At 71.5% G+C, this 26,549-nt stretch carries 22 protein-coding genes; 2 read left to right on the plus strand and 20 right to left on the minus strand.

The features are described from left to right. Nucleotides 1-17 precede the first annotated feature (17 nt). From ACFVDI_RS06845 to ACFVDI_RS06925, 17 genes are all read right to left on the minus strand, one after another. Complete coding sequence (locus tag ACFVDI_RS06845) at nucleotides 18-1,388, minus strand: alkaline phosphatase family protein (RefSeq protein ID WP_378901966.1); 1,371 nt, start codon at nucleotides 1,386-1,388, stop codon at nucleotides 18-20. Further along, on the minus strand, nucleotides 1,385-2,569 hold the full coding sequence (gene eboE / locus ACFVDI_RS06850) for a metabolite traffic protein EboE (protein ID WP_378901969.1): 1,185 nt from the start codon (nucleotides 2,567-2,569) through the stop codon (nucleotides 1,385-1,387). The genes ACFVDI_RS06845 and eboE overlap by 4 nt, the downstream gene beginning before the upstream one ends. Next, a complete protein-coding gene (locus ACFVDI_RS06855) occupies nucleotides 2,566-3,423 on the minus strand; it encodes a TatD family hydrolase (RefSeq protein ID WP_378901972.1) in 858 nt (285 codons plus the stop codon). Before ACFVDI_RS06855 ends, eboE begins: the two co-directional genes overlap by 4 nt. Then, complete coding sequence (locus ACFVDI_RS06860) at nucleotides 3,423-4,022, minus strand: EboA domain-containing protein (RefSeq protein WP_378901975.1); 600 nt, start codon at nucleotides 4,020-4,022, stop codon at nucleotides 3,423-3,425. Before ACFVDI_RS06860 ends, ACFVDI_RS06855 begins: the two co-directional genes overlap by 1 nt. Further along, the gene (locus tag ACFVDI_RS06865; protein WP_378901978.1) at nucleotides 4,019-4,897 is read right to left on the minus strand and encodes a sugar phosphate isomerase/epimerase family protein; all 879 of its coding nucleotides are present in this window, start codon (nucleotides 4,895-4,897) and stop codon (nucleotides 4,019-4,021) included. The genes ACFVDI_RS06860 and ACFVDI_RS06865 overlap by 4 nt, the downstream gene beginning before the upstream one ends. Continuing rightward, nucleotides 4,894-5,742, minus strand: coding sequence for an SCO3242 family prenyltransferase (locus tag ACFVDI_RS06870; protein ID WP_378901981.1), 849 nt, complete (start codon nucleotides 5,740-5,742; stop codon nucleotides 4,894-4,896). Before ACFVDI_RS06870 ends, ACFVDI_RS06865 begins: the two co-directional genes overlap by 4 nt. Continuing rightward, entirely contained in the window at nucleotides 5,739-6,911 is a 1,173-nt protein-coding gene (locus ACFVDI_RS06875; RefSeq protein ID WP_378901984.1) for an inositol-3-phosphate synthase, read from the minus strand. The genes ACFVDI_RS06870 and ACFVDI_RS06875 overlap by 4 nt, the downstream gene beginning before the upstream one ends. After that, nucleotides 6,908-7,723: a ThuA domain-containing protein gene (locus ACFVDI_RS06880; protein ID WP_378901987.1), complete on the minus strand. Its 816-nt coding sequence runs from the start codon at nucleotides 7,721-7,723 to the stop codon at nucleotides 6,908-6,910. The genes ACFVDI_RS06875 and ACFVDI_RS06880 overlap by 4 nt, the downstream gene beginning before the upstream one ends. Before the next feature lie 57 nt (nucleotides 7,724-7,780). After that, nucleotides 7,781-8,956, minus strand: coding sequence for a Gfo/Idh/MocA family protein (locus ACFVDI_RS06885; RefSeq protein ID WP_378901990.1), 1,176 nt, complete (start codon nucleotides 8,954-8,956; stop codon nucleotides 7,781-7,783). Nucleotides 8,957-9,035: 79 nt separating this feature from the next. Beyond that, nucleotides 9,036-10,103: a substrate-binding domain-containing protein gene (locus ACFVDI_RS06890; RefSeq protein ID WP_378901993.1), complete on the minus strand. Its 1,068-nt coding sequence runs from the start codon at nucleotides 10,101-10,103 to the stop codon at nucleotides 9,036-9,038. 80 nt (nucleotides 10,104-10,183) lie between these two features. Further along, entirely contained in the window at nucleotides 10,184-11,239 is a 1,056-nt protein-coding gene (locus ACFVDI_RS06895) for an ABC transporter permease (protein WP_378901996.1), read from the minus strand. Then, a complete protein-coding gene (locus ACFVDI_RS06900) occupies nucleotides 11,236-12,795 on the minus strand; it encodes a sugar ABC transporter ATP-binding protein (protein ID WP_378901999.1) in 1,560 nt (519 codons plus the stop codon). The genes ACFVDI_RS06895 and ACFVDI_RS06900 overlap by 4 nt, the downstream gene beginning before the upstream one ends. Further along, nucleotides 12,792-14,072, minus strand: a complete 1,281-nt coding sequence (locus ACFVDI_RS06905) for an ROK family protein (protein WP_378902002.1) — start codon at nucleotides 14,070-14,072, stop codon at nucleotides 12,792-12,794. The genes ACFVDI_RS06900 and ACFVDI_RS06905 overlap by 4 nt, the downstream gene beginning before the upstream one ends. Nucleotides 14,073-14,302: 230 nt before the next feature. Next, nucleotides 14,303-16,432, minus strand: coding sequence for a PQQ-dependent sugar dehydrogenase (locus ACFVDI_RS06910; protein ID WP_378902005.1), 2,130 nt, complete (start codon nucleotides 16,430-16,432; stop codon nucleotides 14,303-14,305). 157 nt (nucleotides 16,433-16,589) lie between these two features. Continuing rightward, nucleotides 16,590-17,795, minus strand: a complete 1,206-nt coding sequence (locus ACFVDI_RS06915; RefSeq protein WP_378902008.1) for an ROK family transcriptional regulator — start codon at nucleotides 17,793-17,795, stop codon at nucleotides 16,590-16,592. 30 nt (nucleotides 17,796-17,825) lie between these two features. After that, a complete protein-coding gene (ftsY, locus tag ACFVDI_RS06920) occupies nucleotides 17,826-18,971 on the minus strand; it encodes a signal recognition particle-docking protein FtsY (RefSeq protein ID WP_378902011.1) in 1,146 nt (381 codons plus the stop codon). Nucleotides 18,972-18,988: 17 nt separating this feature from the next. After that, nucleotides 18,989-19,288 carry a hypothetical protein gene (locus ACFVDI_RS06925; RefSeq protein WP_378902014.1) on the minus strand — a complete coding sequence of 100 codons (300 nt, stop codon included), beginning with the start codon at nucleotides 19,286-19,288 and terminating at the stop codon, nucleotides 18,989-18,991. Between the two features lie 127 nt (nucleotides 19,289-19,415). On the opposite strand from ACFVDI_RS06925, the gene ACFVDI_RS06930 reads away from it, so the two are divergent. Together ACFVDI_RS06930 and ACFVDI_RS06935 are read left to right on the plus strand one after the other, a co-directional pair. Continuing rightward, nucleotides 19,416-20,408, plus strand: a complete 993-nt coding sequence (locus ACFVDI_RS06930; protein WP_378902017.1) for a glycosyltransferase family 2 protein — start codon at nucleotides 19,416-19,418, stop codon at nucleotides 20,406-20,408. A 23-nt stretch (nucleotides 20,409-20,431) separates the two neighbouring features. Further along, nucleotides 20,432-21,478, plus strand: a complete 1,047-nt coding sequence (locus ACFVDI_RS06935) for a methyltransferase domain-containing protein (RefSeq protein WP_378902020.1) — start codon at nucleotides 20,432-20,434, stop codon at nucleotides 21,476-21,478. A gap of 80 nt (nucleotides 21,479-21,558) precedes the next feature. Here the strand turns inward: ACFVDI_RS06935 and ACFVDI_RS06940 are convergent, their stop codons facing one another. The 3 genes from ACFVDI_RS06940 to ACFVDI_RS06950 form a co-directional block, all read right to left on the minus strand. Then, on the minus strand, nucleotides 21,559-22,605 hold the full coding sequence (locus tag ACFVDI_RS06940) for an FUSC family protein (protein WP_378902023.1): 1,047 nt from the start codon (nucleotides 22,603-22,605) through the stop codon (nucleotides 21,559-21,561). Nucleotides 22,606-22,712: 107 nt separating this feature from the next. Beyond that, nucleotides 22,713-23,333 (minus strand): maleylpyruvate isomerase family mycothiol-dependent enzyme, encoded by a 621-nt coding sequence (locus ACFVDI_RS06945; RefSeq protein WP_378902026.1) that lies wholly within the window; start codon nucleotides 23,331-23,333, stop codon nucleotides 22,713-22,715. Nucleotides 23,334-23,381: 48 nt separating this feature from the next. Next, nucleotides 23,382-26,528 carry a glycosyltransferase gene (locus tag ACFVDI_RS06950; protein WP_378902029.1) on the minus strand — a complete coding sequence of 1,049 codons (3,147 nt, stop codon included), beginning with the start codon at nucleotides 26,526-26,528 and terminating at the stop codon, nucleotides 23,382-23,384. Nucleotides 26,529-26,549 lie beyond the last annotated feature (21 nt).

Genomic DNA, 26,549 nt, shown 5'->3' on the forward strand with positions numbered 1-26,549 from the left:
ACGTGGGGTCTGAGGGGTCAGAGCAGGGATGCGAGCAGGTCACGGACCTCGGTGGCCTCGAACCGGTCGCGTTTGACGGAGGCGTCGGAGCAGACGAGCACCGGGCCGTGCTCGGGGTCGTCCGGCAGCCGGCCGTGGCTGCCGGAGACCGGGGCGGGGTCGAGCGGCACCACACTCATCGCGTAGCGCAGCCCGGCCGTCTTGCGGGCCAGGGTGGCGGCAGCACGGAGCTTGACCCAGCGGTCCTCGGGGTCGAGGAACAGCTCGGCGGGGTCGTAGCCGGGCTTCTTGTGGATCTCGACGCCGCGGGCGAAGTCGGGCGCGTTCGCGTCGTCGAGCCAGTAGTAGTAGGTGAACCAGGCGTCCGGCTCGGCCACCACGACCAGCTCGCCGGCGCGCTCGTGGTCGAGTCCGTACGCCGCCTGGCCGGTGCGGTCGAGGACCTCGGCCACCCCGTCGAGCCCGGCGAGCAGGTCCCGGACGCGCTCCAGGTCGTCGGGGTCCTTGATGTAGACGTGGGCGATCTGGTGGTCGGCGACCGCGAAGGCCCGCGAGGTCCACGGGTCGAGCAGCTCGCCGGTGGCGTTGTGGTGGACGTGGAGCAGGCCCTCGCGGCGCAGCAGCCGGTTGATGTCGACCGGTCGGGAGGCGGCGGTGATGCCGTACTCGCTCAGCAGTACGACGCGGACCCCCGCCGCCTCGGCGTCGTCGAGCAGCGGCGCCAGGGTGGCATCGACGTCCCGGGCGGCCTGGACGGCCTGCGGGCTGTCGGGGCCGAAGCGCTGCAGGTCGTAGTCGAGGTGAGGGACGTAGACGAGGGTGAGGTCGTGGTAGGGCATGACCTTGCGGGCGGCCGCTACGATCCACGCCGAGCTCTTGATCGAGGCCGTGGGACCCCAGTAGGTGAACAGCGGGAACGGCCCGAGCTCCTCGGTGAGCTCGTCGTGGAGCGACGGAGGCCAGGTCCAGCAGTCGGGCGACTTCTTGCCGTCTGCGTGGTAGGCCGGGCGCGGGGTGACGGTCGTGTCGACGTCGGCGCCCATGGCGTACCACCAGCAGACGTTGGCGACCTTGGCGCCGGGGCGCCGGCGGCGTACGACGTCCCACAGCTTCTCGCCCTGCACCAGCGCGTTGTGCTGGCGCCACAGCAGCACCTCGCCGAGGTCGCGGAAGAACCAGCCGTTGCCGACGACGCCGTGGTCGCGTGGCAGCGCGCCGGTCAGGAAGGTCGACTGGACCGAGCAGGTGACCGCGGGCAGCACGGTGCCGAGCTCGGCGGTGAACCCCGACTCCCCCACCTGCCGCACCCGCGGCATGTGCCGGAGCAGGTCGGGCGTCATCCCGACCACGTCGATGACCAGCAGCTTCTCACTCACGTTGTCGCTCATGCCGATGCCTCCTGCAGCTGTTCGAGCCCGGCCTCGAGGAGCCGGTCGCGTGTCCAGCCGAGCTCAGCCGCGATGCCCGCGACCAGGCCGGCGTCCCCGTCGGGGCGGACCTGCTCGGGCAGGACACCCCAGGTGTAGGTCTCCACCTCGAGATGGTCGGTGTGCGCGACCGGGCCGCCGAGGAGCGCGTCGAGCGTGCCGGCAAGATGATCGCGGGTGCTGCGCAGCGGCGGAGCCGGGTCGGCGTGCAGCGGTACGTGGAAGTGCACCCGCCACGGATGCTCGGCCGCCAGCGGACGATGGCCACCGAGCGCCTCGGGCAGGTCGTCGCGGCTGTCCACCCGCGCCCCGCGTGGCTCTCGGGTCTGGTGGAGGAAGCGGTCCTCGGAGTAGGAGGCGAGGGCGTCCCGGGTCGCCGGGTCGCTCGGGTCGTCGGCGTGCAGGGCCGCGGAGACCTGGACCTTGACGACCGGCAGCCCGGCCACCTGCAGCCGGTCGAGCGCCTCGGTGGCGTCCTCGAACTGGGTGGCGAGGTGGCAGGTGTCGACGCAGATCCCGAGGTGCTCGGGGGCCAGCCCGGCGAGCCGTGTCACCGCGTCGCGGGTCGTCTCCACGACGCAGCCCGGCTCCGGCTCGAACCCGACCCGGATCGTCCGGCCGTGCTCGGCCTCGATGCCGGCCAGGCCGTCGGCGAGCTCGCCGATCAGCTCCCGGGCGGCCCGGTCGCGGTCGGTGAACCACGGGGTGCGCCAGCCCAGCGGGAGCGTCGAGATGCTGCCGCGGGTGGCGTCGTCGGGCAGCAGCGCCGCCAGCACCCGGGCGCAGTCGAGGGTGTAGTCGAGGCGGCGCCGGGTCGACCAGTCCGGGGAGTAGACGTCGCGCTTCACGACCGGGGCGTGGAACCCGGCGTACGGGAAGGCGTTGAGGGTGACCACCTCCAGGCCGTGGCGCTCCAGGCCGGTGCGGAGCCGGTCGAGGGTGGCCGGGTCGCCGGCCAGCTCGTGGGCGGTCGCGGCCGGGAGCCAGAGCCCGAGGCCGAGCCGGGGCTCGCCGAGCCGCGCCCGGACCTCGCCGGCGTAGCGGCGGAGCTGGTCGAGGATGCCGTCGACGTCCTCGGCCGGGTGCACGTTGCTGCAGTAGCCGAGGTGGACGACGGTGCCGTCGCGGTGCCGGAACCTCATGCCCGCTCACCTCGCAGCAGCGAGTTGCCGGCGAAGGTCGCGCTCCGGTCGGCCTCGGGTACGTCGAGCAGCAGCCGTCCGCTCTGGCCGAAGAACTCCACCGGGTTGCGCCACAGCACCCTGTCGACATCGTCCTCGGAGAACCCGGCGGCGAGCATCGCCTCGCCGGTCGCCCGTGTGCGCAGCGGATCCGACCTGCCCCAGTCGGCGGCGGAGTTGACCAGCACCCGGTCGAGTCCCCGCCGCTGGAGTATCGCGACCATCCGGTCAGGGTCCATCTTGGTGTCGGGGTAGATCGAGAAGCCCATCCACGCGCCCGCCTCGTCCACGACGTCGACGGTGACCTCGTTGAGGTGGTCGACGACGACCATGCCTGGCTCGATCCCGGCCGCCTCGACCAGATCGAGGGTGCGGCGGGTGCCGGCGAGCTTGTCGCGGTGGGGCGTGTGCACCATGGCCGGCAGCGCGAACTCGCGAGCCAGCTCGAGCTGCCTGCTGAACGCCTTCTCCTCCTCCTCGGTCATCGAGTCGAAGCCCACCTCACCGACCGCGACGACCCCGTCCTTGGCGAGGTAGCGCGGCAGCAGGTCGAGCACCGGCGTGCAGCGCGGGTCGTTGGCCTCCTTCGGGTTGAGCGCGATCGTGCAGTGGTGGGCGATGCCGAACTGCGAGGCCCGGAAACGCTCCCAGCCGACCAGCGCGTCGAAGTAGTCGACGAACGAGTCGACGCTGGTCCGCGGCTGGCCGAGCCAGAAGGCCGGCTCCACCAGAGCGCGGACGCCGGCGGCGTACATCGCCTCGTAGTCGTCGGTCGTGCGTGAGGTCATGTGGATGTGCGGGTCGAAGATGCGCATCAGGACTCCCGAGTCGTGGTGGTGGGGGCGGGAAGGAACGGCAGGGCGTCGTCAGGCACCCCGCGGCCGGCGGCCCGCCGTTCGGCGGCGTAGTCGGCGACCATCCGGCGCAGCTCCTCGTCGGCACGGCCGTCGAGGCCCGCGACCAGACGTAGGGGTACGCCGACGAAGAGGCACTTGAGGACGGCCTGACGCCACGCGGCGTCGTCGAGACGGGCGGCGTACGTCCCCATGGCGGCGGCCACCAGCCGCGGGTCGTTGGTGCGCAGCGCGTCGTGGAGCAGGTCGACCGCGCGGTCGCCGAGCGCGGCCTGGAGGGGTCCGAGGCCGGCCAGGACGGCGCGCCGCTCGTCGGCGTCGCCGAAGCGGTAGAGATCGTGCACCTCGGCGCTCAACGCGTCGGCGTCGCCCAGGAGGCCACGGCCGAGCGCGCCCAGCAGCCGCACCCGTACGTCGTCCTCGACCCGGTCGGCACCCGGCTCGGGCGAGGTGCCCGGCGTGCGGCCGATCTCCCTGGCCGCTGCCGGGAAGCGGGTCCGGATGCGGGTGGGGTCGGTCTCGATCTCGGCACACCATTCGGCGAGAAGCGTCTCGTTCATGTCCGCACCTCCGTGGGGTCGGGAAGGGCCGCATAGGTGTCGCGGAGGAAAGCCAGGGAGCGTTCGGCGACGACCGGGGCCGCGTGGGACTGGCGGGGCAGCTCGAGCGAGGCGAGACCGGTGTAGCCGATCTCGGCGAGGGTGCCGAGCGCGGCGGCGAAGTCGACCTCGCCGGTGCCCAGCTCGAGGTGCTCGTGGACGCCCTCGACCATGTCGTCGACCTGCACGTTGGCCAGCAGCGGCCCCGCCCGGCGGATGGTCTCGGCCATCCCCCGCGGCTCGTTGCAGACGACGTGGCCGAGGTCGAGGGTGACGCGGAGCAGCGCGGGGTCGTCGAGCCGCCGACGCAGCTCGAGCACGGCGTCGAGGGTGTCGACGAAGTGCCCGGGCTCGGGCTCGACGGCACACACGACCCCGCGCCGGGTGGCGAGATCGAGGACCTGCCAGACACCGTCGCACAGCCGGCCCCAGGCACGGTCCTCGTCGACGCCGGCGGGAAGGCTGCCGGACCAGAACGAGACCGCCTCGGCACCGAGGTCTGCGGCGACCTCGACCGCGCGGTGCAGGTAGTCGACCCGGCGGCTCGCCTCCGGACCCGGGTGAAGCAGGGTCGGGTAGTGCTTGCGGCGGGGGTCGAGGATGTAGCGGGCGCCGGTCTCGACCACGACCGACAGGCCGAGCTCGTCGAGCCGGTCGCCGAGTCGTGCCACCCGGCCCGCGAGATTCGGCCGGTAGGGGTCGAGGTGGAGGTGGTCGAGGGTCAGGGCGACGCCGTCGTAACCCAGGTCGGCCAGGACGGCCAGGGCGTCCTCGAGCCGGTGGCTGTGCATGCCGTTGGTGCCGTAGCCGAACCGCAGCGTGCTGGTCGCGCTCATGTCGGCGACACCGCCTTCGAGGCGGCCCTGACGATCGGGCCGGCGGCCAGCAGCCCGAGCGCGGCCAGCGGTGAGCGACGGGCGACGAGGGCGGCCTGGAGCGGGATCATCCCGCGGATCCCGGCGCCGGTGGCGCGCCGGACCGTGCCGGCATCCGGCGAGGAGACGGCGGCCAGCTGGGCGGAGCCGACACTGCCTGCGTACGACGCGGCGAGGGCGACGGGGAGCGCCGCCCGGCCGTGGCCGGCCGCCAGGGCCGCGGTCACGACCGTGACCCCTCCGGCCAGGCCCGCGGTGAGGGGCCGGGTGCCGTGGACCTCGCCGCGGCTGAGCAACGTGACACCAGCGGTGTGTGCGGCGAGCAGGCCGGCCGGGACGAGTCCCGCCCGCGTACGCCCGGCAGCAGCCGCCCCGAGGAACACATCGAGACCTCGCGCCGCGGCCATCGCGAACGGCCCGGCCGAGGTGTCCTTGAGGACGGTGTCATAGGCCCACACGGCACCGGCCAGGGCCGCCGCCGTCGCCGCGGCCGGACGTCCTCCGGCGAGCGCGGCCAGCCCGACACCCGCCGCGGTCAGCCCGACGGCCGCCCCCAGCGCCTGGCGGGGGCTGACCCGGCCCGACGGGATCGGTCGCTCCGGTCGCTCGACGGCGTCCAGGTCGCGGTCGGCCCAGTCGTTGAGCGCCATCCCGGCCCAGTAGAGCGCCACCGACGCGGCCGGCATCGCGGCTGACCGGGCCCGCAGCGGACCGGCCGCAGCCGCCCCGGCCATGGTGTCGCCCGGCACGGTGAGCGCGGCCGGCAGCCGGACCAGCTCGGCGAAGGCTCGGGCACGAGGCGTCATACGCCCACCCGACGGCACCACGCGACCAGCTCGTCCCACTGCGTACCGAGCCGGTGCTCGGTGGAGCCGGCCGGGTCCTTGAAGAAGAACCCGAACGGCAGCGGCCCGCTCTCCCCCACCTCGGCCGCCCGCAGGGTCAGCCGGGCGAGGTCGAGCACCAGCGGCGCGGCCAGCGCCGAGTCGCAGCCGCTCCAGGTGAACTGCAGCGACATCCGCACCCCGAGGAAACCCTCGAAGGAGACGTGGTCGATGGCGGTCTTCCAGTCGCCGTGGTCGGGCACGTAGTCGATGTGCATCGGCCCCTCCACCGGGTGACCGAGCATCGCCTCCAGACCCTGAGCCTTGGTGACCAGCTTGCTCTGCGCATTGGCGGGGTCGGCGAGCGTGGCGCCGTCACCGCCGCCGAGCATGTTGTAGGACGCCCAGGCGTTGACCTGCAGCGCCCGGGTCGCGAACATCGGCGCCAGGGCTGACTTCAGCAGCGTCTCACCGGTCTTGCCGTCCGAGCCCGCCCACGGGAGCCCGGCCCGCTCGGCGAGCGTGACGAGCACGGGCAGCCGCGGGCCGGGGCTCGGCGTGAACGAGACCACCGGGCAGCCTGCCCGGTAGGCGGCCAGGACGTAGACCGAGCTGGCCGGCAGCGGCGACTCCCCCGCTGCCAGGGCGGCGTCGAGGGCATCGGGGTCGGCCAGCGGCCCGCCGTCGGTGACCTCGGCCGGCGGCTCGGTGCTCGCGACGTCCACCACGACCACCCGCTCGAGCCCGTGGGCCTCGCGGAAGGCGACCAGGTCGGCGCTCAGCCTCGCGATCGCCTCTCGTTGGGGCTCCTCGCTCGAGACGTCATAGCCCGTACGCAGCCCCGACCCGATCGCTTCCAGCTCACCCGCGATCGCCGGCAGGATCGCGGCCGGAACCACCCCGCCCGCCGCGAGGCGCTCGGCCCGCTTCACCAGCGGGTCGGTGGCGAGGTCGTGGCCTCCGATGACGAGCTCGTCGAGGGATGGCAGTCCTGCCGCAGCGATCTCCGGCTGCTCGGTCACGAGCCCGACCCGGCCGGCGAGCCCTGCCCGGACAGCCAGGGCCCCGACGATCGTCGTGACCCCGACCGATCCACGTGCACCGATCAGCCAGAGGCCGACCTTCCCCACCCCGGTGCTCTGCCCGGTCACCCGTCCGCTCCGGCCCTGAACGGCGCGGCTCCGGCGACCATCTGGATGCCGCCAAGCACGTGGGAGAGGAACTCCGGCTCGGTGAACGACTCGTTGGTGTGGCCCATCCCGGTGTAGAACGCCCGACCACCGTCGTACTCATGGCACCAGGCGATCGGGTGCGGCTCACCCATCGCGAACCGGCCCGGGTCATAGCTGCGCTCATCGAGGTCGGCGAGGATCCTGACCGAGTCGGCAGGACGGTCGCGGAAGCTGTACCACTCGTCCCAGCGCGTCCACCGCTTCGGCAGCTCGGCCGTGGCAGCGGTGTTGTGCGCACGCACCTTCACCGTCGCGGTCTGCTGAGCGGGATGACCGGCGAAGTACGCCCCGACCAGGCCGCCGTACCAGGGCCAGTCGTACTCGGTGTCGGAGGCCGCGTGGACGCCCACATACCCGCCACCGCCCTGGATGTAGCGCTCGAAGGCCGCCTGCTGGCCGCCGTCGAGAACGTTCCCGGTCGTGGAGAGCCACAGCACCGCCGCGTACCCCGCCAGGTCGGTGTCGTTGAACACCGCTGCGTCCTCGGTGGCGGTCACCGTGAAGCCGTTCTCGACCCCCAGCTTCTCGATCGCCGCGATGCCGTAGGGGATGGACCCATGTCGGAACCCTGCGGTCTTGGAGAACACCAGGACCTTGTACGTCCCCACCGCCTCGCCCACGCCGGAGCCGGCTGCTCGCGCGGCCGGTGCCGACGACAGACCCGGGGCCACGGCAGCCGCGGCCACCAGTCCTGCTCCCGCGATCACGTTTCTTCTCGATGCGTACTTCATGGTGCGTCCTTTCCGAACTGCGTGGGAGAGTCGTTCCAGGCGAGAGCTGGGGGTGGATCAGGCAGGGATCTCCTGCCACGTCCTGGTGTCGGAGCTGGTCTCGACGGCGGCGAGCACGCGCTGGACCTGGAGGCCGTCGGCGAACGACGGTGCCGGCTCGGTCCCCTCGCCGAGCGCGCGGACGAGGTCGACGACCTGGTGGGTGAAGCCGTGCTCGTAGCCGAGGCCGTGGCCCGGGGGCCACCAGCCCTCCAGCCACGGGTGCTCGGGCTCGGTGACCACGATCCGCCGGAAGCCGCCCTCGGCGTCCGGCAGGGTCGCGTCGTGGAAGTGCAGGACGTTCATGTCCTCGAAGTCGAAGGCCAGGCTGCCCTTCGAGCCGTTGATCTCGATCCGGATCGCGTTCTTGCGGCCGGTCGCGAAGCGGGTGGCCTCGAAGGAGCCGACCGCTCCCCCGGAGAACCGGGCCAGGAAGACCGCGCTGTCGTCGACGGTCACCGGACCGCGACCCGTCCCGGCGGTGGCGGAGAGCCCGGAGGAGGCCTCGGCCACCGGGCGCTCCTTGACGAAGGTCTCCAGCATCCCGGAGACCTCCTGGATCCGGTCGCCGGTGATGTGCTGGGTCAGGTCGATGACGTGGGCGCCGATGTCACCGAGCGCCCCCGAGCCGGCCTTGCTCTTGTCGAGCCGCCAGCTCAGCGGGGTCTCCGGGTCGGCGAGCCAGTCCTGGAGATACTGCGCCCGCACATGGTGGAGCTCCCCGAGACGACCGTCGGCGACCAGCTTCCGGGCCAGCGCGATCGCGGGCACCCGGCGGTAGGTGAACCCCACCATCGCCCGTACGCCCCGCTCGGCGGCAGCAGCGGCGGCCGCGGCCATCCGCTCGGCCTCGGCCACGGTGTTGGCCAGCGGCTTCTCGCACAGCACGTGCTTGCCGGCCTCCAGCGCGGCGATCGCTATCTCCGCGTGGGTGTCGCCGGGTGTGCACACGTCGATCAGGTCGACGTCGTCGCGGGCGATCACCTCGCGCCAGTCGGTGGCGCTCTCCTCCCAGCCGAAGCGGGTCGCGGCCTCGGCCACGCGGGCGGCGTCACGGCCGCAGACGACCTGCATCCGTGGGGTGAGGGGGAGGTCGAAGAAGCGGTGGGCACTGCGCCAGGCGTGGGAGTGGACGGCGCCCATGAAGGCGTAGCCGATCATCCCCACCCCGAGTGTGGCGTTCTGCTCGGTCATCGGAACTCGATCCTGTGTTCGGTGGTGTCGCTCCGCGCCCGAGCGCGGAGCGACCTTGCGGTCTGGCTGGGTCAGGCGGTCAGGACTCGAAGGCCGTGGGGAGGAACTCCGCCACGTTCTCCTTGGTGACGACCGGCGCGTCCAGCTGGATCGTGCGCGGCACGGTCACCTCGACCAGGTCGGACATCGCCTTGTCCTGGGCCAGGAGCCGGGCGAGCTTGATCCCGTCGGCGGCTTGGGTGGAGGGGTAGATGACCGTCGCCTTGAGGACGCCCTTGTCCGACTCGATCTCGCGCATCGCGTTGGCCGAGCCGGCGCCACCGACCATGGTGAACTCGTCGCGGCCGGCGTTGTTGATCGCGGCGAGGACGCCGACGCCCTGGTCGTCGTCGTGGTTCCACAGGAAGTCGATCTTCGGCGCGGCCTGGAGCAGGTTGGAGGCCGCCTTCTCGCCGCCCTCGACGGTGAAGTCGGCAGCGACCCGGTTGTCGACATCGAGGTCGCACTTGGCCAGCGCGTCCTTGAAGCCCTGGCTGCGGTCCTGGGTCAGCGGCAGCGAGTCGATGCCGGCGATCTCGGCGACGACCGCGTCCGTCTTGCCGCCGGCCTGCTCGCAGACGTACTCGCCTGCCGAGACGCCCATGCCGTAGTTGTCACCGAGCACGGTGACGCGGGCGGCGTTGGGGTCGTTGAACTCACGGTCGACGTTGATGACCGGGATGCCGGCCTCCATCGCCTTGAGCGCCACCGGGGTCAACGCGGCGCCGTCGAAGGGCAGCAGCACGATGGCGTCGACCTTGTCGTTGATGAAGGTCTCGACCTGGCTGATCTGCAGACCGACCTCGTTGGTGCCTTCCGCCAGGCGGAAGTCGACGTCCTCGTAGGCCTCGGCAGCGGTCTTGGCCTGCTCGCTGATCGCACCCATCCAGCCGTGGTCGGCGGCGGGCGCCGAGAAACCGATGACGACCGTGTCGCCCTTCTCGTCGTTGGAGCCGGCCTCGGCGTTGGAGGTGCCGCCGACGTTCTCGGTCTTCTCAGGCGTGTTGCTGATGCAGGCCGAGAGGGCGAGCACCGAGAGGCCGGCGACGAGGCCGGTGCCGAGGCGCCGGGCGACCGGGCCGGTGATCTTTGCTGAGGTGAACTTCATGGGAGGTGCTCCTAGATCGTGCGGAGGTGGAGGGGATGTGTCCGAGACCCGAGGACGGCTGGTGGGACGGCGTAGGGCGGTCATGACCCTGGCTGTCGTGAGAACCGCTTCTGCAGCAGCACGGCGGCGATGATGATCAGGCCCTTGGTGAAGGCCTGGGCGGAGATCGAGAGGTTGTTGAGCACGAACACGTTGGTGAGGGTCATGAAGATCAGCACCCCGAAGACGGTGCCGATGATGTTGCCGCGCCCGCCGGAGAGCAGGGTGCCGCCGATGACGACCGCCGCGATGGCGTCCAGCTCGTAGAGCTGGCCATGGGTGGCGCTGCCGGTCGTGGTGCGGCTGATCAGCATCACCGCGGCGATGCCGCAGCAGAGGCCGACGAGCACGTAGAGGAGCACGGTGTGGCGGCGTACGTTGATGCCGGCCAGGCGCGAGGCCTCCGGGTTGCCGCCGATGGCCAGCGTGCGCCGGCCGAAGGTGGTGCGGTTGAGCAGCACCCAGCCGATCACCGCCACGATGGCGAAGATCCAGATCAGCACCGAGATCCCGAAGATGTCGCGCGAGAACGCGTCGGTGAAGCCCGGCACGCTGACGATCTGGGTCTTGCGCGCCGAGATGATCTCGGCCAGACCGCGGGCGCTGGCCATCATCGCCAGCGTCGCGATGAACGGCACCACCCCGCCGTACGCGATCAGCAAGCCGTTGATCAGACCAGCGCCCGCGCCGACCAGGAGCGCGGTGGTGACGATGATGATCCAGTGGATGTCGTTGGCCATCGTCTGGGTGGCCAATGTGGTGCACCAGATCGAGGACAACGCGACCAGCGCACCCACCGACAGGTCGATGCCGCCGCCGGTGATGACGAACGTCATCCCGATGCTGACCACGCCGATCACCGCGGCGAGGCGCAGGATCGTCATCACGTTGTCGACCGAGGCGAACCGCTCACCGCCGGTGGCGACGCCGATGACGGCCAGCAGCGCCAGCGCCAGGACCAGGCCCAGGTTGTGACCGGCGCCGCTGCGGAGCAGCTGGCCCAGACCACCGGGCTCGGCCCGGCGGGCCGCTTCCTTCTCGACCCGAGCCGTGTCCCCCTGGGCCACAGCAGCGTTCGTTGGCGTGGAGTCGCTCATGCGACCTCTCCTTCCATCACGAGGTCCAGGACCTTCGACTCGTCGATCTCGGTGGCGGGTCCCTCGTGGACGACGGAGCCCTCGCTGATGACGAGGACCCGGTCGGCGAGACCGAGCACCTCCTCCACCTCGCTGGACACCACGACCACGGCGACACCTTCGTCGGCCAGGCGGCGGACGAGGTTGTAGATCTCGCTGCGTGCCCCGACGTCGACGCCCCGGGTGGGCTCGTCGAGGAGCAGCACCTTGCAGTCGCGCAACAGCCACCGGGCGAGCACGACCTTCTGCTGGTTTCCGCCGGACAGGTTGCGGACCGGCCGGTCCACCCCCGCAGGACGTACGTCGAGCGAGCGGCTGAGCTCCTCGGCGGCGCGGCGCTCGGCGCCGCTGTCCAGGAAGCTGGCCTTGGAGAACCGGCCCAGGGACGAGATCGTCACGTTGCGGTAGACCGCCTGGTCGAGCAGCAGCCCCTGGCTCTTGCGCTCCTCGGGAGCCAGCCCGACCCCTGCGGCGACCGCGGCACGGACCGAGCCGCCGCGCAGCCGGCGCCCGTTGATGGTGACCGTGCCGGCGCTGGAGCGGCGGGCGCCGTAGATGGTCTCCAGGATCTCCGAGCGACCGGAGCCGACCAGGCCCGCCAGACCGACGATCTCGCCGGCGTGGACGCGCAGGTCGATGTCGTGGAAGCGGTCCCCGGACAGGCCGCTGGCCTCGAGCACCGGCGCCGCGTCCCGACCGGATCGCGTCGCGGGGCGATCGGGGAAGACGTACTCGATCTCGCGGCCGGTCATCAGCGTGATCAGCTCCCGGGTCGGGGTCTCCGCGACGGAGAGCCCGGTGGCCACGGTGCGGCCGTCCTTGAGGACCGTGATCCGGTCGCCGATCTGCCGGATCTCCTCGAGACGGTGGGAGATGTAGACGATCGCGACGCCCTCCGCGGTGAGGCCGCGGACCACCCGGAAGAGGTTGTCGACCTCCTCCTGGTCGAGCACCGCCGACGGCTCGTCGAGGATGAGCAGGCGGGTATCGTGCGACAGCGCCCGCGCCATGCTGACGATCTGCTGCCCGGCCGGCGAGAGGTCACCGACCAGGCGGTTCGGGTCGACCTCGCTGTGGCCGAGCCGCGCCAGCAGCGTACGCACCCGCTGGGTCGCCTCGGCGCGGCGGGTGAACCCGGCGGTGGCGAGCTCGTGGCCGAGGAAGATGTTCTCCGTCACGGTGAGCCCGGGCACCAGGTCGAGCTCCTGGTAGATCGTCGAGATGCCGCGCTTCATGGCGGCGACCGGGGTGGTCAGCCGAACCGGCTCGCCTTCCCACAGGATCTCCCCCTCGTCGGGCTGGTACGCCGCCGAGAGCACCTTGATCAGGGTCGACTTGCCGGCGCCGTTCTGCCCGAGCAGGCAGTGCACCTCGCCTGCCCGGACGTCGAGGTCGACACCGCCGAGGGCGAGCACGCCAGGGAAACGCTTCACGATCCCGGTCATCTCCAGCAGTACGTCACCCCCGCCCGCGCCGGCGGTGGGGCCGTCGGGCGACGGCGTCGGGGTCTGGGTCATCGGGTTCCTCCGTGCAGTTCGGGCAGGTCGGCGAGGACGGTGGGATCGGAGAGCACCGGCTCGAGGGAGACCAGTGCGCCGCCGCGGACCGCGGCGGTCGGGCCGAGAGCTGAGATCGCGACCCCGGTGCCGCCGGCGCGGGGCGCGAGGACGTCGGCGGCGAGCCGGGCCTCGACTGCCGGCCGCAGCCACTCGCCGAGCACGGCGTAGTAGCCGCTGAGCACGACGGTGCCGGGGTTGAGCGTGTTGACCAGGACGGCGGCGCCGGTGCCGAGCCACGTCCCGACCTCGTCCAGCGCGGCCAGGGTGCGACCGTCGGCGAGCCGGGCCCGCTCGACCAGGGTGGCGAGCCGCTCCTCCAGGGTCAGCGCCGGGTCCCGGATCGGGTCGTCGGGGTCGGTGGCCGCCTCGAGCAGCGCCCGCAGGCCCACCACGGTCTCCCAGCAGCCTCTGCGGCCGCAGCCGCAAAGACGACCGCGGGGATCGACCGGGAGGTGACCGATCTCCCCGGCCCAGCCGTACCGGCCCGGGGCCACCCGGCCGCCGCTGACGACCGCGCCGCCGAGGCCCACCTCGCCGTAGAGCACCACCATGTCGGCGCGGTCGTCGTCTGTGGGGTCGAGCTCGGCGGTGGCTGCGAGGTTGGCCTCGTTGGCCACCCGCACCGGCGGCACCGGCTCGTCGGGGGTGGCCGCGGCGGCCAGCCGGCGACGTACGTCCTCGGCGACGTCGATGTCGCGCCAGCCGAGGTTCGGAGCGAGCGTGACCCGCTCGGTGGTGGCGTCGACGAGGCCGGCGACCCCGACGGTGATGCCGGCGACCGCGGCACCGGCGGTCCGGGCCTCGGCGAGGGCCTCGGCGATCAGGCCGGCGAGCTCGGACAGCACGCCCTCTGGCGGGAGGTTGCGGCCGTCGATGCCTCGGCGGGCCTCGGCGATCACGGTCCCGGCCAGGTCGACGGCCACGACGGCGAGGTGGTCGACGTTGATCTCCGCGCCGACCCCGCACACGGAGCGGCCGACGAGGCGGACCTGGACACCGGGGCGCCCCGCGCCACGGCGGTCGCCGTCCTCGCGAGAGACCAGCCCCAGACCGGCGAGCTCGTCGACCAGCCCGTTGGCGACCGTCCGGGTCAGCCCGGTCTCCTCGGCCAGGCGCCCCCGCGTGCGCGGGCCGCGGTCGCGCAGCGACCGCAGGAGAAGACCCAGCCGGGCGGTCCGCACCGCAGCCGGGTCGGCGGTGGCGGAGACCCGCACGGTGATGTCTGCGTCGTGCACGGGGCCTCCTCTCGGATCGCGATGGGTCACTCCATGACCACGGCCTGTGATGGCAGTCACAGAATTCCGCGGCCGAGAGACAAACTAGTGACCCGGCTCACGTTGTACAACCCTTTCGCGGCGGTTTCTGCAAAGTTTCTGTTGGACTTTGAAAAGTAATTGGACAAAGTGGCCGAAAAGGGCACCCGGCCAGAGCTGGCCGGGTGCCCCTGTTCAGTCGATCGCGGGCGTCATTCGCTGGGTGCGATCACCACCTCGTCGGTGCCGGTGAGCGCCGGGATGTCGCCCTCGCCCGGGTCGGTGTACTCCGCCACGAAGACGGCGTTCAGATCGTCCTGGCCGGGGTCGTGGCCTCCGGGGACGGTCGTCACGATCGAGCCGCTGCAGCCGTTGGCGGTGGTCTGCGGGTGGCCGTGCTCGTCGTGGCCCAGGACGTACGTCACCGAGACCCGGTCGCAGTCGACCGGCTGGTCGTCGGTCACCTCGACCTGGAACTGCACGGTGTCGCCGAAGTGGAACGTCCCCCCGGGCGCCGGGCTGGTGGTCAGGGTCACCACGGGCACGTCGTTGCCGACGATCACGTCGACGTCGGCCGAGGCGTGCTTGCCGCGACCCGCCTTGCCCTTGTCCGTGACGGTCAGGGTCGCGCGGTAGGCCCCCGGCTCGGCGTAGGTGTGAGTGGCCTTCGGTCCGGTGGCGTCGAAGGTGCCGTCACCGTCGAAGTCCCACTGGTAGACGAGCTTGTCGCCGTCGGGGTCGGTCGTCCCGGCGCTGTCGAAGGCGACGGTCAGCGGCGGCTGGCCGGCGGTCTTGTCGGCGCTGATCACCGGCTTCGGCGAGTGGTTGCCGGTGCGGGCGATGTAGTCGATCCGGGAGACCTGGGCCTCCTCGTTCTCGCTGAAGAACCCGTCGCCGTACTCGAGCATGTAGAGCGAGCCGTCCTTGCCGAACTCCAGGTCCATCACGTTGTCCGTGACGAAGGTGGAGAGCACCGACTCGATGCCGGTGAGCTCGCCGTCGGCGTCGAGCCGCATGCCCTTGATGTAGTCACGACCCCACTCCGCGAACAGCGGAACGCCGTCGTAGTACTCCGGCCAGGCCCCGGAGAGCGGGTCCTTCGTCGCGGACCTCTGGAAGTCGTACGCCGGGCCGGCCATCGGGGCGATGCCGCCGGTGCCGAGCTCGGGGAACGCCTCGGACTGGCCGTAGGTGTACCAGACCGTCGGCTGCGTCACGGGCGGGAGCTGGGTCAGGCCGGTGTTGTGCCGCGAGTCGTTGACAGGCGCCTCGCAGTCGAACGCCGGACCCGAGACCCCGGTCCCGAAGTCGTAGTCGCGGTAGGGCAGCTCAGCGGTCGCGCACAGCGGCCAGCCGTAGTTGGCCGGCTTCGTGACGACGGTCCACTTGCCCTGGCCGGCCGGGCCGCGGTCCGGGTTCGCGGAGGACGCGTCGGGCGAGTAGTCGGCCACGAAGACGCGGTCGGTCTCCCGGTCGATCTCGATCCGGAACGGGTTGCGCAGGCCCATCGCGTAGATCTCCGGACGGGTCTTGTCGGTGCCCGGCGCGAACAGGTTCCCGGCGGGGACGGTGTAGCCACCGCCTGCCTTCGGCTTGATCCGCAGGAGCTTGCCGCGCAGGTCGTCGGTGTTGGCCGCCGTACGCCGCGCGTCGAAGGCCGGGCTGCGGTTCTCCCGGTCGTCGAGCGGCGCGTAGCCGTCGGACTGGAACGGGTCGGTGTCGTCACCGGTGGCGAGGATCAGGTTGCCCGCCGAGTCGAAGACGATGTCGCCGCCGACGTGGCAGCAGCGCCCGCGGTCGACGGGTACGTCGATGATCTGCTGCTCGGTGGACAGGTCGATCTTGCCGCCCGCGTACTGGTAGCGGGAGAGGCGGATCGCGCCCTTGAACGGCTCGAACTCGGCGGGTGTGCCGAACTCCGGCGCGTCACCCTCGTTGACGTCAGGCGTGGCCGGGTCGTCGACGGGGGTGTTCATCGGGGGCGAGTAGTAGACGTAGACCCACTTGTTGGTCCGGCCGTTGTATCCGGGGTCCAGAGCGATGCTCTGCAGACCCTCCTCGTCGTGCTGGTAGACGTCGAACTCGGCTGCGACACTGTTGACGCCGGTGTCGGCGTCGTTGAGCCACACCTTCCCGGCCCGGGTGGTGTGGAGGACGTCCCCGTCGGGCAGGACCGCGAGGTCCATCGGCTCACCGGGACGGTCGTTGAGGGTCACCTTCTCGAAGTCGGTGTCCGGTGGGGGCGCGGCCGTGGGGGCCGCATCCGCGGACGTCGTGAGGGGGAGCACCAGGAGCCCTGAGACCACGGTCGTGGCGACGCTCCAGAGGGTGAATCTGCGCACGGTCCATCTCCTTCTCTCGCTGTCGTGGGAGGGGAAGCGAGATCGTCCGTGAACGTAGCGATGTGACGCCAGTCACGTCAAGCGACTTGCGTTCTTTCGCAAGAAGATTTCGAAAGATGGGACGAAAGAAGGCCCTTGGAGCGGTCTGGCGTCGGGTTTACGCCTCTCCGCTGCTGGGGGCGTACACCGAGGCGCTGATCAGGTGGGCGGCACCGATGACACCGCCCTCGTCTCCGAGCTCGCTGAGCACGATCGGGAGGTTGCCGGTCGCCAGCGGCAGCGAGCGGCGGTAGGTCACGCTGCGGATCTCGGCGAGCAGCCCGTGGCCCAGCTTGCTGACCCGCCCGCCGATCACGATGAGGCCGGGGTTGAAGAACGAGACCAGGCTGGCGAGCACCTGGCCGATGCGGTGACCGCTCTCCCGGATGAGCTGGACCGCCTGGGCGTCGCCGCGTGCCACCGCGATGGCGATGTCCTCGGCGCTCAGCTCACCCTTCTCCGCGAGCAGCTCGGCCAGCACCGGGGAGCGCCCGGACCGGGCCGCGGCCAGCGCCTCGCGAGCGAGCGCCGCGCCTCCGGAGAACGCCTCCAGGCAGCCCGTGTTGCCGCAGGCGCAGGTGGGACCGAAGTCCTCGACCCGAATGTGGCCGATGTCGCCGGCACAGCCGTCGACGCCGCGGTAGAGCTCCCCGTCGACGACGATCCCACATCCGATGCCGGTGCCGATCTTGACGTAGAGGAAGTCACGGGCGGTCCGGGCGACACCGGCGTGCTGCTCCCCCGCCGCGAGCACGTTCACGTCGTTGTCCAGCACGACCGGACAGCCCAGCTCCCGGGCGACCGCGTCCCGCACGGGGTAACCGTCCCAGCCGGGCATGATCGGCGGCGACACGGACACGCCACGGTGGAAGTCGACCGGTCCGGGCACGCCGACGCCGGCACCCATCGGCTCGGAGACACCGTGCTCGTCCAGGAGCGCGCGGACCTCGTCGAGCGCGGTCGCCAGCACCTTCTCCGGGCCGCTGCGGATGTCGCATGCCCGGGTGCGGGTGCCGATCACCGAGAGCCGTCCGTCGGTGAGACCGACCGACATGCTGGTCGCGCCGATGGAGATGCCGACGAACCGGATGTCCGGCGCGAGGTCGACCAGGGTCGAGCGGCGACCGCCGCGAGAGGCCGCCGGCCCCACCTCGTGGGCCATGCCCAGCTCGGTGAGCCGGCCGACCTCGGCCGCGATCGTGGTGCGGGAGACGTTCAGCCGGTCGGCGAGCTGCACTCGCGACAGTGGGCCCTCGTCACGGAGCTGGGCAAGCAGCCGGGCCTGCATGGAGGTCTCGGCCCTGCCGGCGAGTGAATGACGCATACCGGCGATCCTGCCATGCGGGACCCGGTGTCACCCCAGAAGCGCGTCGACGAAGGCCTCGGGGGTGAACGGAGTCAGGTCGTCGGGGCCCTCGCCGAGGCCGACGAGCTTGACCGGAACGCCCAGCTCGCGCTGGACGGCGACGACGATGCCGCCCTTGGCGGAGCCGTCGAGCTTGGTCAGGACGATGCCGGTGACGGCGACCGCCTCACTGAAGACGCGAGCCTGGATGAGGCCGTTCTGCCCGGTGGTGGCGTCGAGGACGAGCAGGACCTCGGTGACCGGGGTCTGCTTCTCGATGACGCGCTTGACCTTGCCGAGCTCGTCCATCAGGCCGGCCTTGTTCTGCAGCCGGCCGGCAGTGTCGACGATGACGGTGTCGACACCGGTGTCGAGGCCCTCCTTGACCGAGTCGAAGGCGACGCTGGCAGGGTCGGTGCCCTCCGGTCCGCGGACGACCTCGACGCCGACGCGCTCGCCCCAGGTGGTGAGCTGCTCGGCGGCCGCGGCACGGAAGGTGTCGGCGGCACCGAGGACGACCTTGCGGTCCTCGGAGACCAGGATCCGGGCGAGCTTGCCGGTCGTGGTGGTCTTGCCGGTGCCGTTGACCCCGACCATCAGGACCACACCGGGAGCGCCATCGGCGCCACTGACCTGGAGCCGGCGGTCCATGCCGGGGTCGACCAGCTTGATCAGCTCGTCACGCAGCGCCGCCTTCGGGTCGGCCTTGCCGCCCTCGACCCGCAGCCGGGTGCGCAGGCCCTCGACCAGCTCCTGGGTCGGCGCGACGCCGATGTCGGCGGTGAGCAGGAGGTCCTCGATGGACTCCCAGGTGTCCTCGTCGAGCTGGTCGGTCGAGAGCAGGTTGAGCAGGCCGCGGCCCAGCGCGTTGGAGCCGGCCAGCCGCTGGCGCAGCCGCACCAGGCGCGAGGCCGTGCTCTCCGGCTTCTCGATGACCGGCGCGGCGGGCTCCGCCGTCGCGGGCTCGGTCTCGGGCTCCTCGACCGTGGGCTCGGCCGTGGGCTCGGCCGGGCGGGTGATGACGTCGGTCCCCGCCTCGGGCGACAGCGAACGGTCCTTGCGGCGCCGGGTGCTGGCGACCAGACCGAGGATGCCGCCGCCGATGATCGCGACAGCGGCGACCGCGATGATGACGATGAGGGTGACCATTTCCATGGCCTCATCCAATCAAATCACGCGTTGTTTTCCGTAGTTCCTGGCTTACGCTCACCGAACAGCTCGGCGAGATGGTCCTCACGGCGGGTCTGCAGGCGCGTGGCCGGGCTGAGCGTGGGGGCCGTGTCGACGGCCCGCTCCATCGCCTCACCGAGCCTGGTGGCGTACGGCATCTTCTGTCCGCGGTGGGGGAAGACCGTGTAGACGATCACGAGTCCGGCCAGCGTGACGATGAGAAGCATCGCCACGAAGATGACGAGGATGGTCAACACTGGCTCGGCCAGCCCCCTTCTGAAATGCGCATGGACGGCGTCCACCCTTGCACACCCGGCACCCGGACCCCACAACGCCACGCGCGCGGGCGCCTGCACGGCCGCCGGGGCGCGTCCCGCCGTACGGCGCGGGATCTCGACAACGTCCACCGGGCCGGTAGTGTTTCACGGCATGAGGATCATCGGGACAATGATGGTCCGGGACGAGGTCGACATCGTCGCCGCGATGATCGAGCACCACCTGGACCAGGGTGTCGACACGTTGATCGTCACGGACAACGCATCGGTCGACGGCACCACCGAGGTCCTCGAGCGCTACGCCGCGACGGGACGGGTCGAGCTCCACCACGACCCCGTCCACGAGAAGCAGCAGGGCAAGGTCGTCACCGCGATGGCCCGGCGGGCGCGCACCCACTTCCGCGCCGACTGGGTGCTCAATCTCGACGCCGACGAGTTCCTGGTGCCCAAGGACAAGGGCCTGACCGTACGCCAGGCGCTCGAGGCCACCCCGCTGTCGCTGAACGCGTTCACCGTCGAGGTGGAGAACCTCATCGGCCCGCCCGCCCTGAAAGGCGGGGGCATCACCCGGCTCCAGTGGCGCGACCGCCGCGCCGACGAGCGTCTCGAGGCGGTCGGGCTGCACGCCCACCCGACGCCCAACGCGATCCATCGCGGCGAGTCCGACATCAAGGTCGTCCAGGGGAACCACTTCGTATCGCTGAGGAGCAACGGCCAACCGGCCGACGAGGTCGCGATGGAGGTCCTCCACCTCCCGTGGCGCTCCTGGTCCCAGCTGGAGCGCAAGGTGATCAACGCCGGCAAGGGCTACGAGGCGAGCCCCGACCTCCGGCCGAGCCCACGCCACCACGGGATGCGTGACTACCAGCGCTACCTCGCCGGGACGCTGCAGGACGCCTATCTCGCGCGCACGCCCACCCGGGCCGAGCTCGCCGCCGGGGCCTTCTCCGGCGACTACTCGTTCGACGACTGGCTCACCAACCACCTGCACATCGTGCTCGGCCGCTCGCTCGTCCCCGACCTGCTCCGAGACGTGCTCGACCCCGACAACGACAAGGCCGTGCCCGACGACGAGCACGCGCTCGGTGCCGAGCGCGGCCGCGCCGCCCTCGCCGCCGAGCCCTACATCCCACCCCGCAACCGCTGAAACTCTTTCCAGGAGGACCTGTCTTGCCCACCTTCAGGGGCGCCGTACGCCGCGGCCTCGCTGCCGCGGGTCTGCAGACCGTCCGTGCCGCCGACGCCGAGGCCGCGCGCCTGCACGACCGGATCGACGAGCTCAAGCAGCGCAACCAGAAGCTGCGTACAAAGGTGGAGGGGTTGCAGGGGGACCGCAACCGCACCACCGCGGTGCCGGCGATCCCGGGCATGGACCGGCTGGAGCTGCGCCGCGAGCAGGTGCTCGCCGGGGTCAAGCCCGACGCCCTGATCCTGGAGATCGGCCCCGCGCACAACGCGATCCTGCCCAAGCGGGACGGCTACGACGTACGCATCGTCGACTATCTCGACCGCGCCGGCCTGGTGCAGCGGTACTCGGGTTTCTCGCAGTACGACCCCGATGACATCGAGGAGGTCGACTACGTCTTCCGGCCGGGAACTCCCTGGTCAGAGGTGATTCCGGAGCGCTTCGACCTGGTCGTCGCCTCGCACGTCATCGAGCACACGACGTCGATGATCGACTTCATCAACGAGTGCGAGAAGCTGCTGCGCCCTGACGGAGTGCTGGCGCTGGTCATCCCCGACCACCGCTACTGCTTCGACCGGTTCCGCGAGCGCGCCTCGCTGTCGCGGGTCATCGACGCCTCGCTCTACCCGGCGTCGGTGCACACCATGGGTGCGGTCATCGAGGAGCGGCTCAACGCGGCCAAGCACGGCGGCATCACCGCCTGGGGACCGCGCCACAAGGGCGACTACTCCTTCGCCAACGGGCTGGACGTGGTGAAGGCCAGCGGCGACGAGGCCCGCCGCGGGGAGCGCTACATCGACACCCACAACTGGGTCTGCACCCCCCACCACCTCCGCCTGCTGCTCCAGGACCTCGCCGACCTCGACTTCATCTCGATGCGCGAGACCTCGTTCCACGACACCGTCAAGCACGAGTTCTTCATCAACCTCTCCCCCTCCGGTGAGGGCACCGGCCTCGCCCGCGAGGATCTCCTCGTCCTCGCCGACGACGAGCGGCGAGTGCTCGACCAGGCGGTCTTCGAGAAGATGTAGCCGAGTCGGCGCAACTGCGCGCCTTGGAGCGAAGCGAAGCGAGCGAGGCGCGCGGTTGCGCCGACTCGGCGCGTGATCCTCTACATCTGCCGACGCCGAACCTCGCGGAGCGCGAGGGCCGCGGCGAGACCCACGGCGACACCGAGAAGCGTCTCCGCGAACCGCGACCACAGCAGAGCATCGACGGGCTGAGGGTGGCCGAGCTGCACCATCAGCAGCGAGAGCGGGGTGATGACGACGAGGGCGAGACCGTAGTGGCACCCGACCAGCAGCTCGGTGACCGCCTGCAGAGCGGCGACGACCACCGCGACGACGAGGGCCGGCAGGGAGACCGAGAGCAGCACGGCCGCCACGACCAGCCCGACCATGGTGCCGACCACCCGCTGCAGTCCGCGGGTCGTCTGTGCCATCAGCCCGGTGACGCCGAACGGCACCGCAGCGGCCACCATCGCCCAGTAGGTGTGGCTGAGCCCGAGCGCGGTCGAGACGGTGCCGGCCACCACGACGGCAACGACGACCGCCGTCATGTGATCGATGCGGACCTCGCCACGGCTCACCTCGACCGCAGCATCGTTGCCGACCAGCCGCTCCTCGAGCAGGCCGAGGACCACCGCGATCAGGGCCGTGGCCGCAGCCACCCCGACCGCGACCGAGACCCCGGGCAGGGACACCGGAAGCGCCGCGCACGTCGCCACCGCGAAGACCGGGAACATCGGCCCGGGCGGTCGCAGCACGAACCGGTCCGAGAGCATCGAGCCGGCTGCGGCCCACGCCGCGGCGACAGGGATGACGAGCCAGGCACGGTGCGAGGAGGTCGCGACGAGCGCGCCGCACAGAACGGCGAGACACATCAGTCCTCCGGCCGCGGCCTGGGTACGCCACCGCCCCCGCAGCGGCTGGCGGCCGCCGTAGATCGAGGCGAAGGTGCCGAAACAGGCGTACGCTGCCAGCTCGATGCGTCCGGCCGCGGCCAGCACCACCAGCCCGATGAGCAGGGTCACGCTCGCGCGCCAGGCGGGCGAATGGCTCCCGGGCGCCGGGGAGATGCGTACGGACTCCTGCATCAACCGTTCGAGCCTGCTCCGGTCGCTGCCCGATCCGTCTCGTCCCTGTTGTGCCGCCGTCATCGCACTCGACACCTTACGGGCACCCGGAACCACCGGGTAGTCCAGGGAGTTTCCGTCCGTTACCGACCGGTAGAGCGACGGAAACTCCCTGGACTACCCGGACGGGTTCAGCTCAGCCGCCCGTGAAGCTCAGCGACACCGTCCCCGTCCAGGTCGGCCATCACCTCACGCCGGCCGGCCATCGCCATGACCAGGTCGAGCAGGCGGCCGCTGACCTCGGGCCCGTCGCCTGCCGTGAAATCCGTGTCCACCGCCCGGAGCCGAAGCCCTGCGACCAGGGACTTGCTGTTGACCGCGAAGTCCTTGGTCGCGAAGAATTTCGCCACGGCCGAGAGCCCCTCGGGATCGGGGTCGTGCTTGATCCCGAGCGGCCGCCGGATGTCCTCGCCATGGACGATCATCTCGCCCAGCCCGCCGACGCTCTCCGTACGCGGCAGCCTGATCGGTCCGATCACGGCGAACCGGGCCAGCGTCTCCTCGGGCGTGGCCCCGCGGAACTCCTCGAGCCGCCGCCGGTTGTGTACGTCCGGATCGAACCGTGCCCCGATCATGCTGCGCAGCCAGCCCGGGAACGAGAGCCGCGAGGCCGCGCCGAGGTGCGCCACGACCTCCTCGGTGTCCCACTCCCCGCAGAGAGTGGCCGACCTCCATTGGTCGGGCGAGAGCGACCTCAGGTCGCCGGCCAGCGCGTCCCGCTCGCGCAGCTGGATCGTCGAGAGCTTCGTCATGCGCACACTCTGGCAGGTTCGGGCACCGCGAAGGGTGACGCCTTCGTCCTAGGCGCGGTCCCGCTTGGCCCGCTCCTCGAGGGCGATGTCGAGGAGGGAGCGGGCACGGGCGTCGAAACCGTGGTCGCGGTGGATGCGGGCGGCCTCGGCGCGGATGTGCTCGTCGGTGCCGAAGACGACCGACGGGTCGGGCATCGAGGACCACTTCACCAGGTCGTCGGGGGTCTCGTAGACCTGCACGGTGTCGCCGAAGACGTCGCGGAGGCCGACGACATCGTCGGAGATGACTCGGGCGCCTGAGGCGACCGCGTCGAAGAGCCGGTTGGAGATGAAGCCGTAGTCGCGCATGTCGGCCCAGTGGTCGTTGAGCACGACCCCGGCGGCCCGGTATTCGGCGCCGAGGCGGGTGTTGGACATGTGCTGGGCCTTGACGTAGTGGCGCGGGATGTAGGGCTCCCAGCCGTGGCCGTAGACCGACAGCGGCAGCCCGGCGGCGACGGCGTCGTGGATGATCGGACGCTCGACGTCGCGCGAGGTGCCGACGAAGAGCACCGCGTGACCGGAGTCGGGAAGCGCCCGGTCCGGATTGAACAGCTCGGGGTCGGTCGCCTGCAGGAGCGGGTCGATGCGGATCCCCCAGCGTGCCGACATCTGCTCGGCCCACCGCGGCCCGGCCGCCAGCAGCCGGTCGAAGCCGGCCGCCTCGGCACGGGTGACCGCGTCGGGATGGGAGATCACCCAGCCGATGTTGATCCGGCCGTCGGGCGCGGGGAAGTAGCGCGAGAGCCCGCGCAGGGTGACCACGACGTCGTCGTCGAGCGAGCTCGGCCGCTCCCACTCGTAGTGGTGGTCGACGACCGCCGACTGACCCAGCTTGCGCAGCGAACGCGCCAGCGCACGGGCGAAGTGCGTGTCACCCCACCGCTCCCCCTCCGGCGCCCCGGGCGCGGAGATCTTGATCGACCAGCGCAGCTGCGGGACACCCTCCACCACCGACACCCGGGGCAGCGGAGCGAGGACCGGGCGGGTGGCGGCGTACGTCTTGGCCGGACCGGTCGGCTCGCCGGCCATCGCCCGGCCGACGACCTGGTAGCCGCAGGCCGCCCAGGCGGCCTCGTCGTCGCGGGGCTCGGTGCGCCCGACCCAGCGGTCGAGGTAGATCAGCCGGTTGCGCGGGGCGCGGGCGAAGCGGCCCTTCGACTTCGACTCGTGGTGGACGACCTCGGAGGAGGTCACCACCCGGAACGACCCGGGTCGCAGCGAAGCGAGCCGATGGCACAGGTCGACGTCTTCCATGCCGTTGGTGAAGATCGGGTCGAATCCCTCACATGCGACGACGTCGCGGTAGCGCAGCACCAGCGCCGCACCGGTCAGCGCCGAGAACCGGTGGCCCTCGAGGCCGGCGGCGTCCTCGGGCGGATACTCGGCGAGCATGTTGTAGGGCAGCCCGCCGTAGGGCGGGAAGACGACCCCGGCCGACTGCACCGAGCCGCTCGGGTAGAGCAGCAGCGGCTGCACCGCGAGCACCTCGGGGTCGGCGAGGGCCGCCACCAGCGGCTCCAGCCAGCCGGCCAGCGCCGTGGTGTCGTTGTTGAGGAAGACCACGGTCTCCCCGGTGACGTACGGGATGGCGAGGTTGTTGCCGAGAGCGAAGTTGTGGTTGACGGTGCTGTGCACCACCTTCACCTCGGGGAACCGCAGCGGCAGCGAGTCGAGCACCGCCGAGACGCCGGCGGAGGAGCCGTTGTCCCAGACCACGATCTCGAGCCGCTTCTCCCCCGCACCGTGCTCCATCACGGCCTCGACGGCGGCCACGGTCAGCAGCGAGTCGTCGTAGGTCGGGATGACCACCGAGACCACGTCCGGGTCAGGGGTGCGCGCAGCGAGCGCGGTCCAGTCGACGAAGGTGCGGTTGCGTACGACGTCCTCCCACGACTCCAGGTCGAAGGGGTCGAGCGGGAGCCGGTCCTGGCGGGGACGGCGCGGGTTGATGCCCTGCCGCCGCTCGACGCCGACCTCCGGCACGACCTGGACCTCCGCCTTCGAGGTCAGTCGCAGCGCGAGGTCGTAGGCCCAGCCGACGCCGATGTCGTCGCGCGGCCCGCCGACCTCTCGCAGCAGTGGCGTGGCGATCAGCAGCCGCGAGAGCAGCGCCCGCATCAACGGACCCGGGACATCGGGTCCCGGCGAAGCAGGAGGTACGTCGACGGCGAACCGCTGCTCCGGCAGCCACGACCGCTCCAGCACGTCGGCGACCAGCGGCCGCCCGGCCGCCTCGGCCACCGAGACCAGCCGCGCGAGACGACCGGGCTTCCAGATCTCTCCCCCGGCGACGTACGCGACGAAGTCGCTGCTCACCTGCGCGAACGCGGCAGCGACGCCGGGCTCACCACGGTCCGGGTCGCCAGGCACGATGCGTGCGCCCGGGACGACGTCGTCGGCCGACTCGGCGACCGACGGGGTCAGGCCACGGTCGATGAGGATGACGTCGGTCTCCACCCCGTGCTGCGCGGCGACGCTGTCCAGGGTCGCCCGGGCGAGCTCGTCGGAGGCACCGAGATCGACGATGACGCTGACGGTGCCGACGGGTTCGCGACCAGCCGGAACCGCACGGACCGGGTCGATCGTCGTCCGCCACGTCCGCGGGACGCCCTGCCGGGCCTGCCATTCCGCGCGCCGGTCCCGGATCCAGTCACGCAGGTCCGGGAACCGGCCGTCGACCTGGACGAGCCAGTCGTTGGCGCGCCGGCCGTTGCGGGCGCCGCGGTCGACGTAGTGCCCGATCGCGCCGCCGTAGAAGCTCTCGGTCTTGCGCCGCTCGGTGTAGCCGTCGGTGTCGAAGAGCGGATGGGTCGGTTGCAGCCACAGCTCGGCGCGCAGCCAGTAGAGAAACGGGTCCTGGTCGCCCATCTGCTTGCGCAGCCGCGGGGTCAGCCGGGCGACGAAGAACTCCGGGTCGAAGAGCGGGCTGGGCTGCGCCAGCTGCTTGCTGCGGTCCTGCTCGAGATAGTGGCGGGCGGCCCGTTTGCGGTCGAGGCGCTGACCGACCTGCTCGGCGTACCACTCGTGGTCGAACAACGGACAGTCGACGAGCAGGCGCACGTCGTCGGCCCGGCTGTAGAGAGGCGAGTCGTTGTAGACCTTGCGAGCAAGGTCTCGCCCTCTGCGCAGGCCGCCACGTGCGATGCGCTTCAACTCTTCGTCCACTAAAGGTCC

This window comes from Nocardioides sp. NPDC057767, from assembly GCF_042798275.1.
Lineage (GTDB): Bacteria > Actinomycetota > Actinomycetes > Propionibacteriales > Nocardioidaceae > Nocardioides.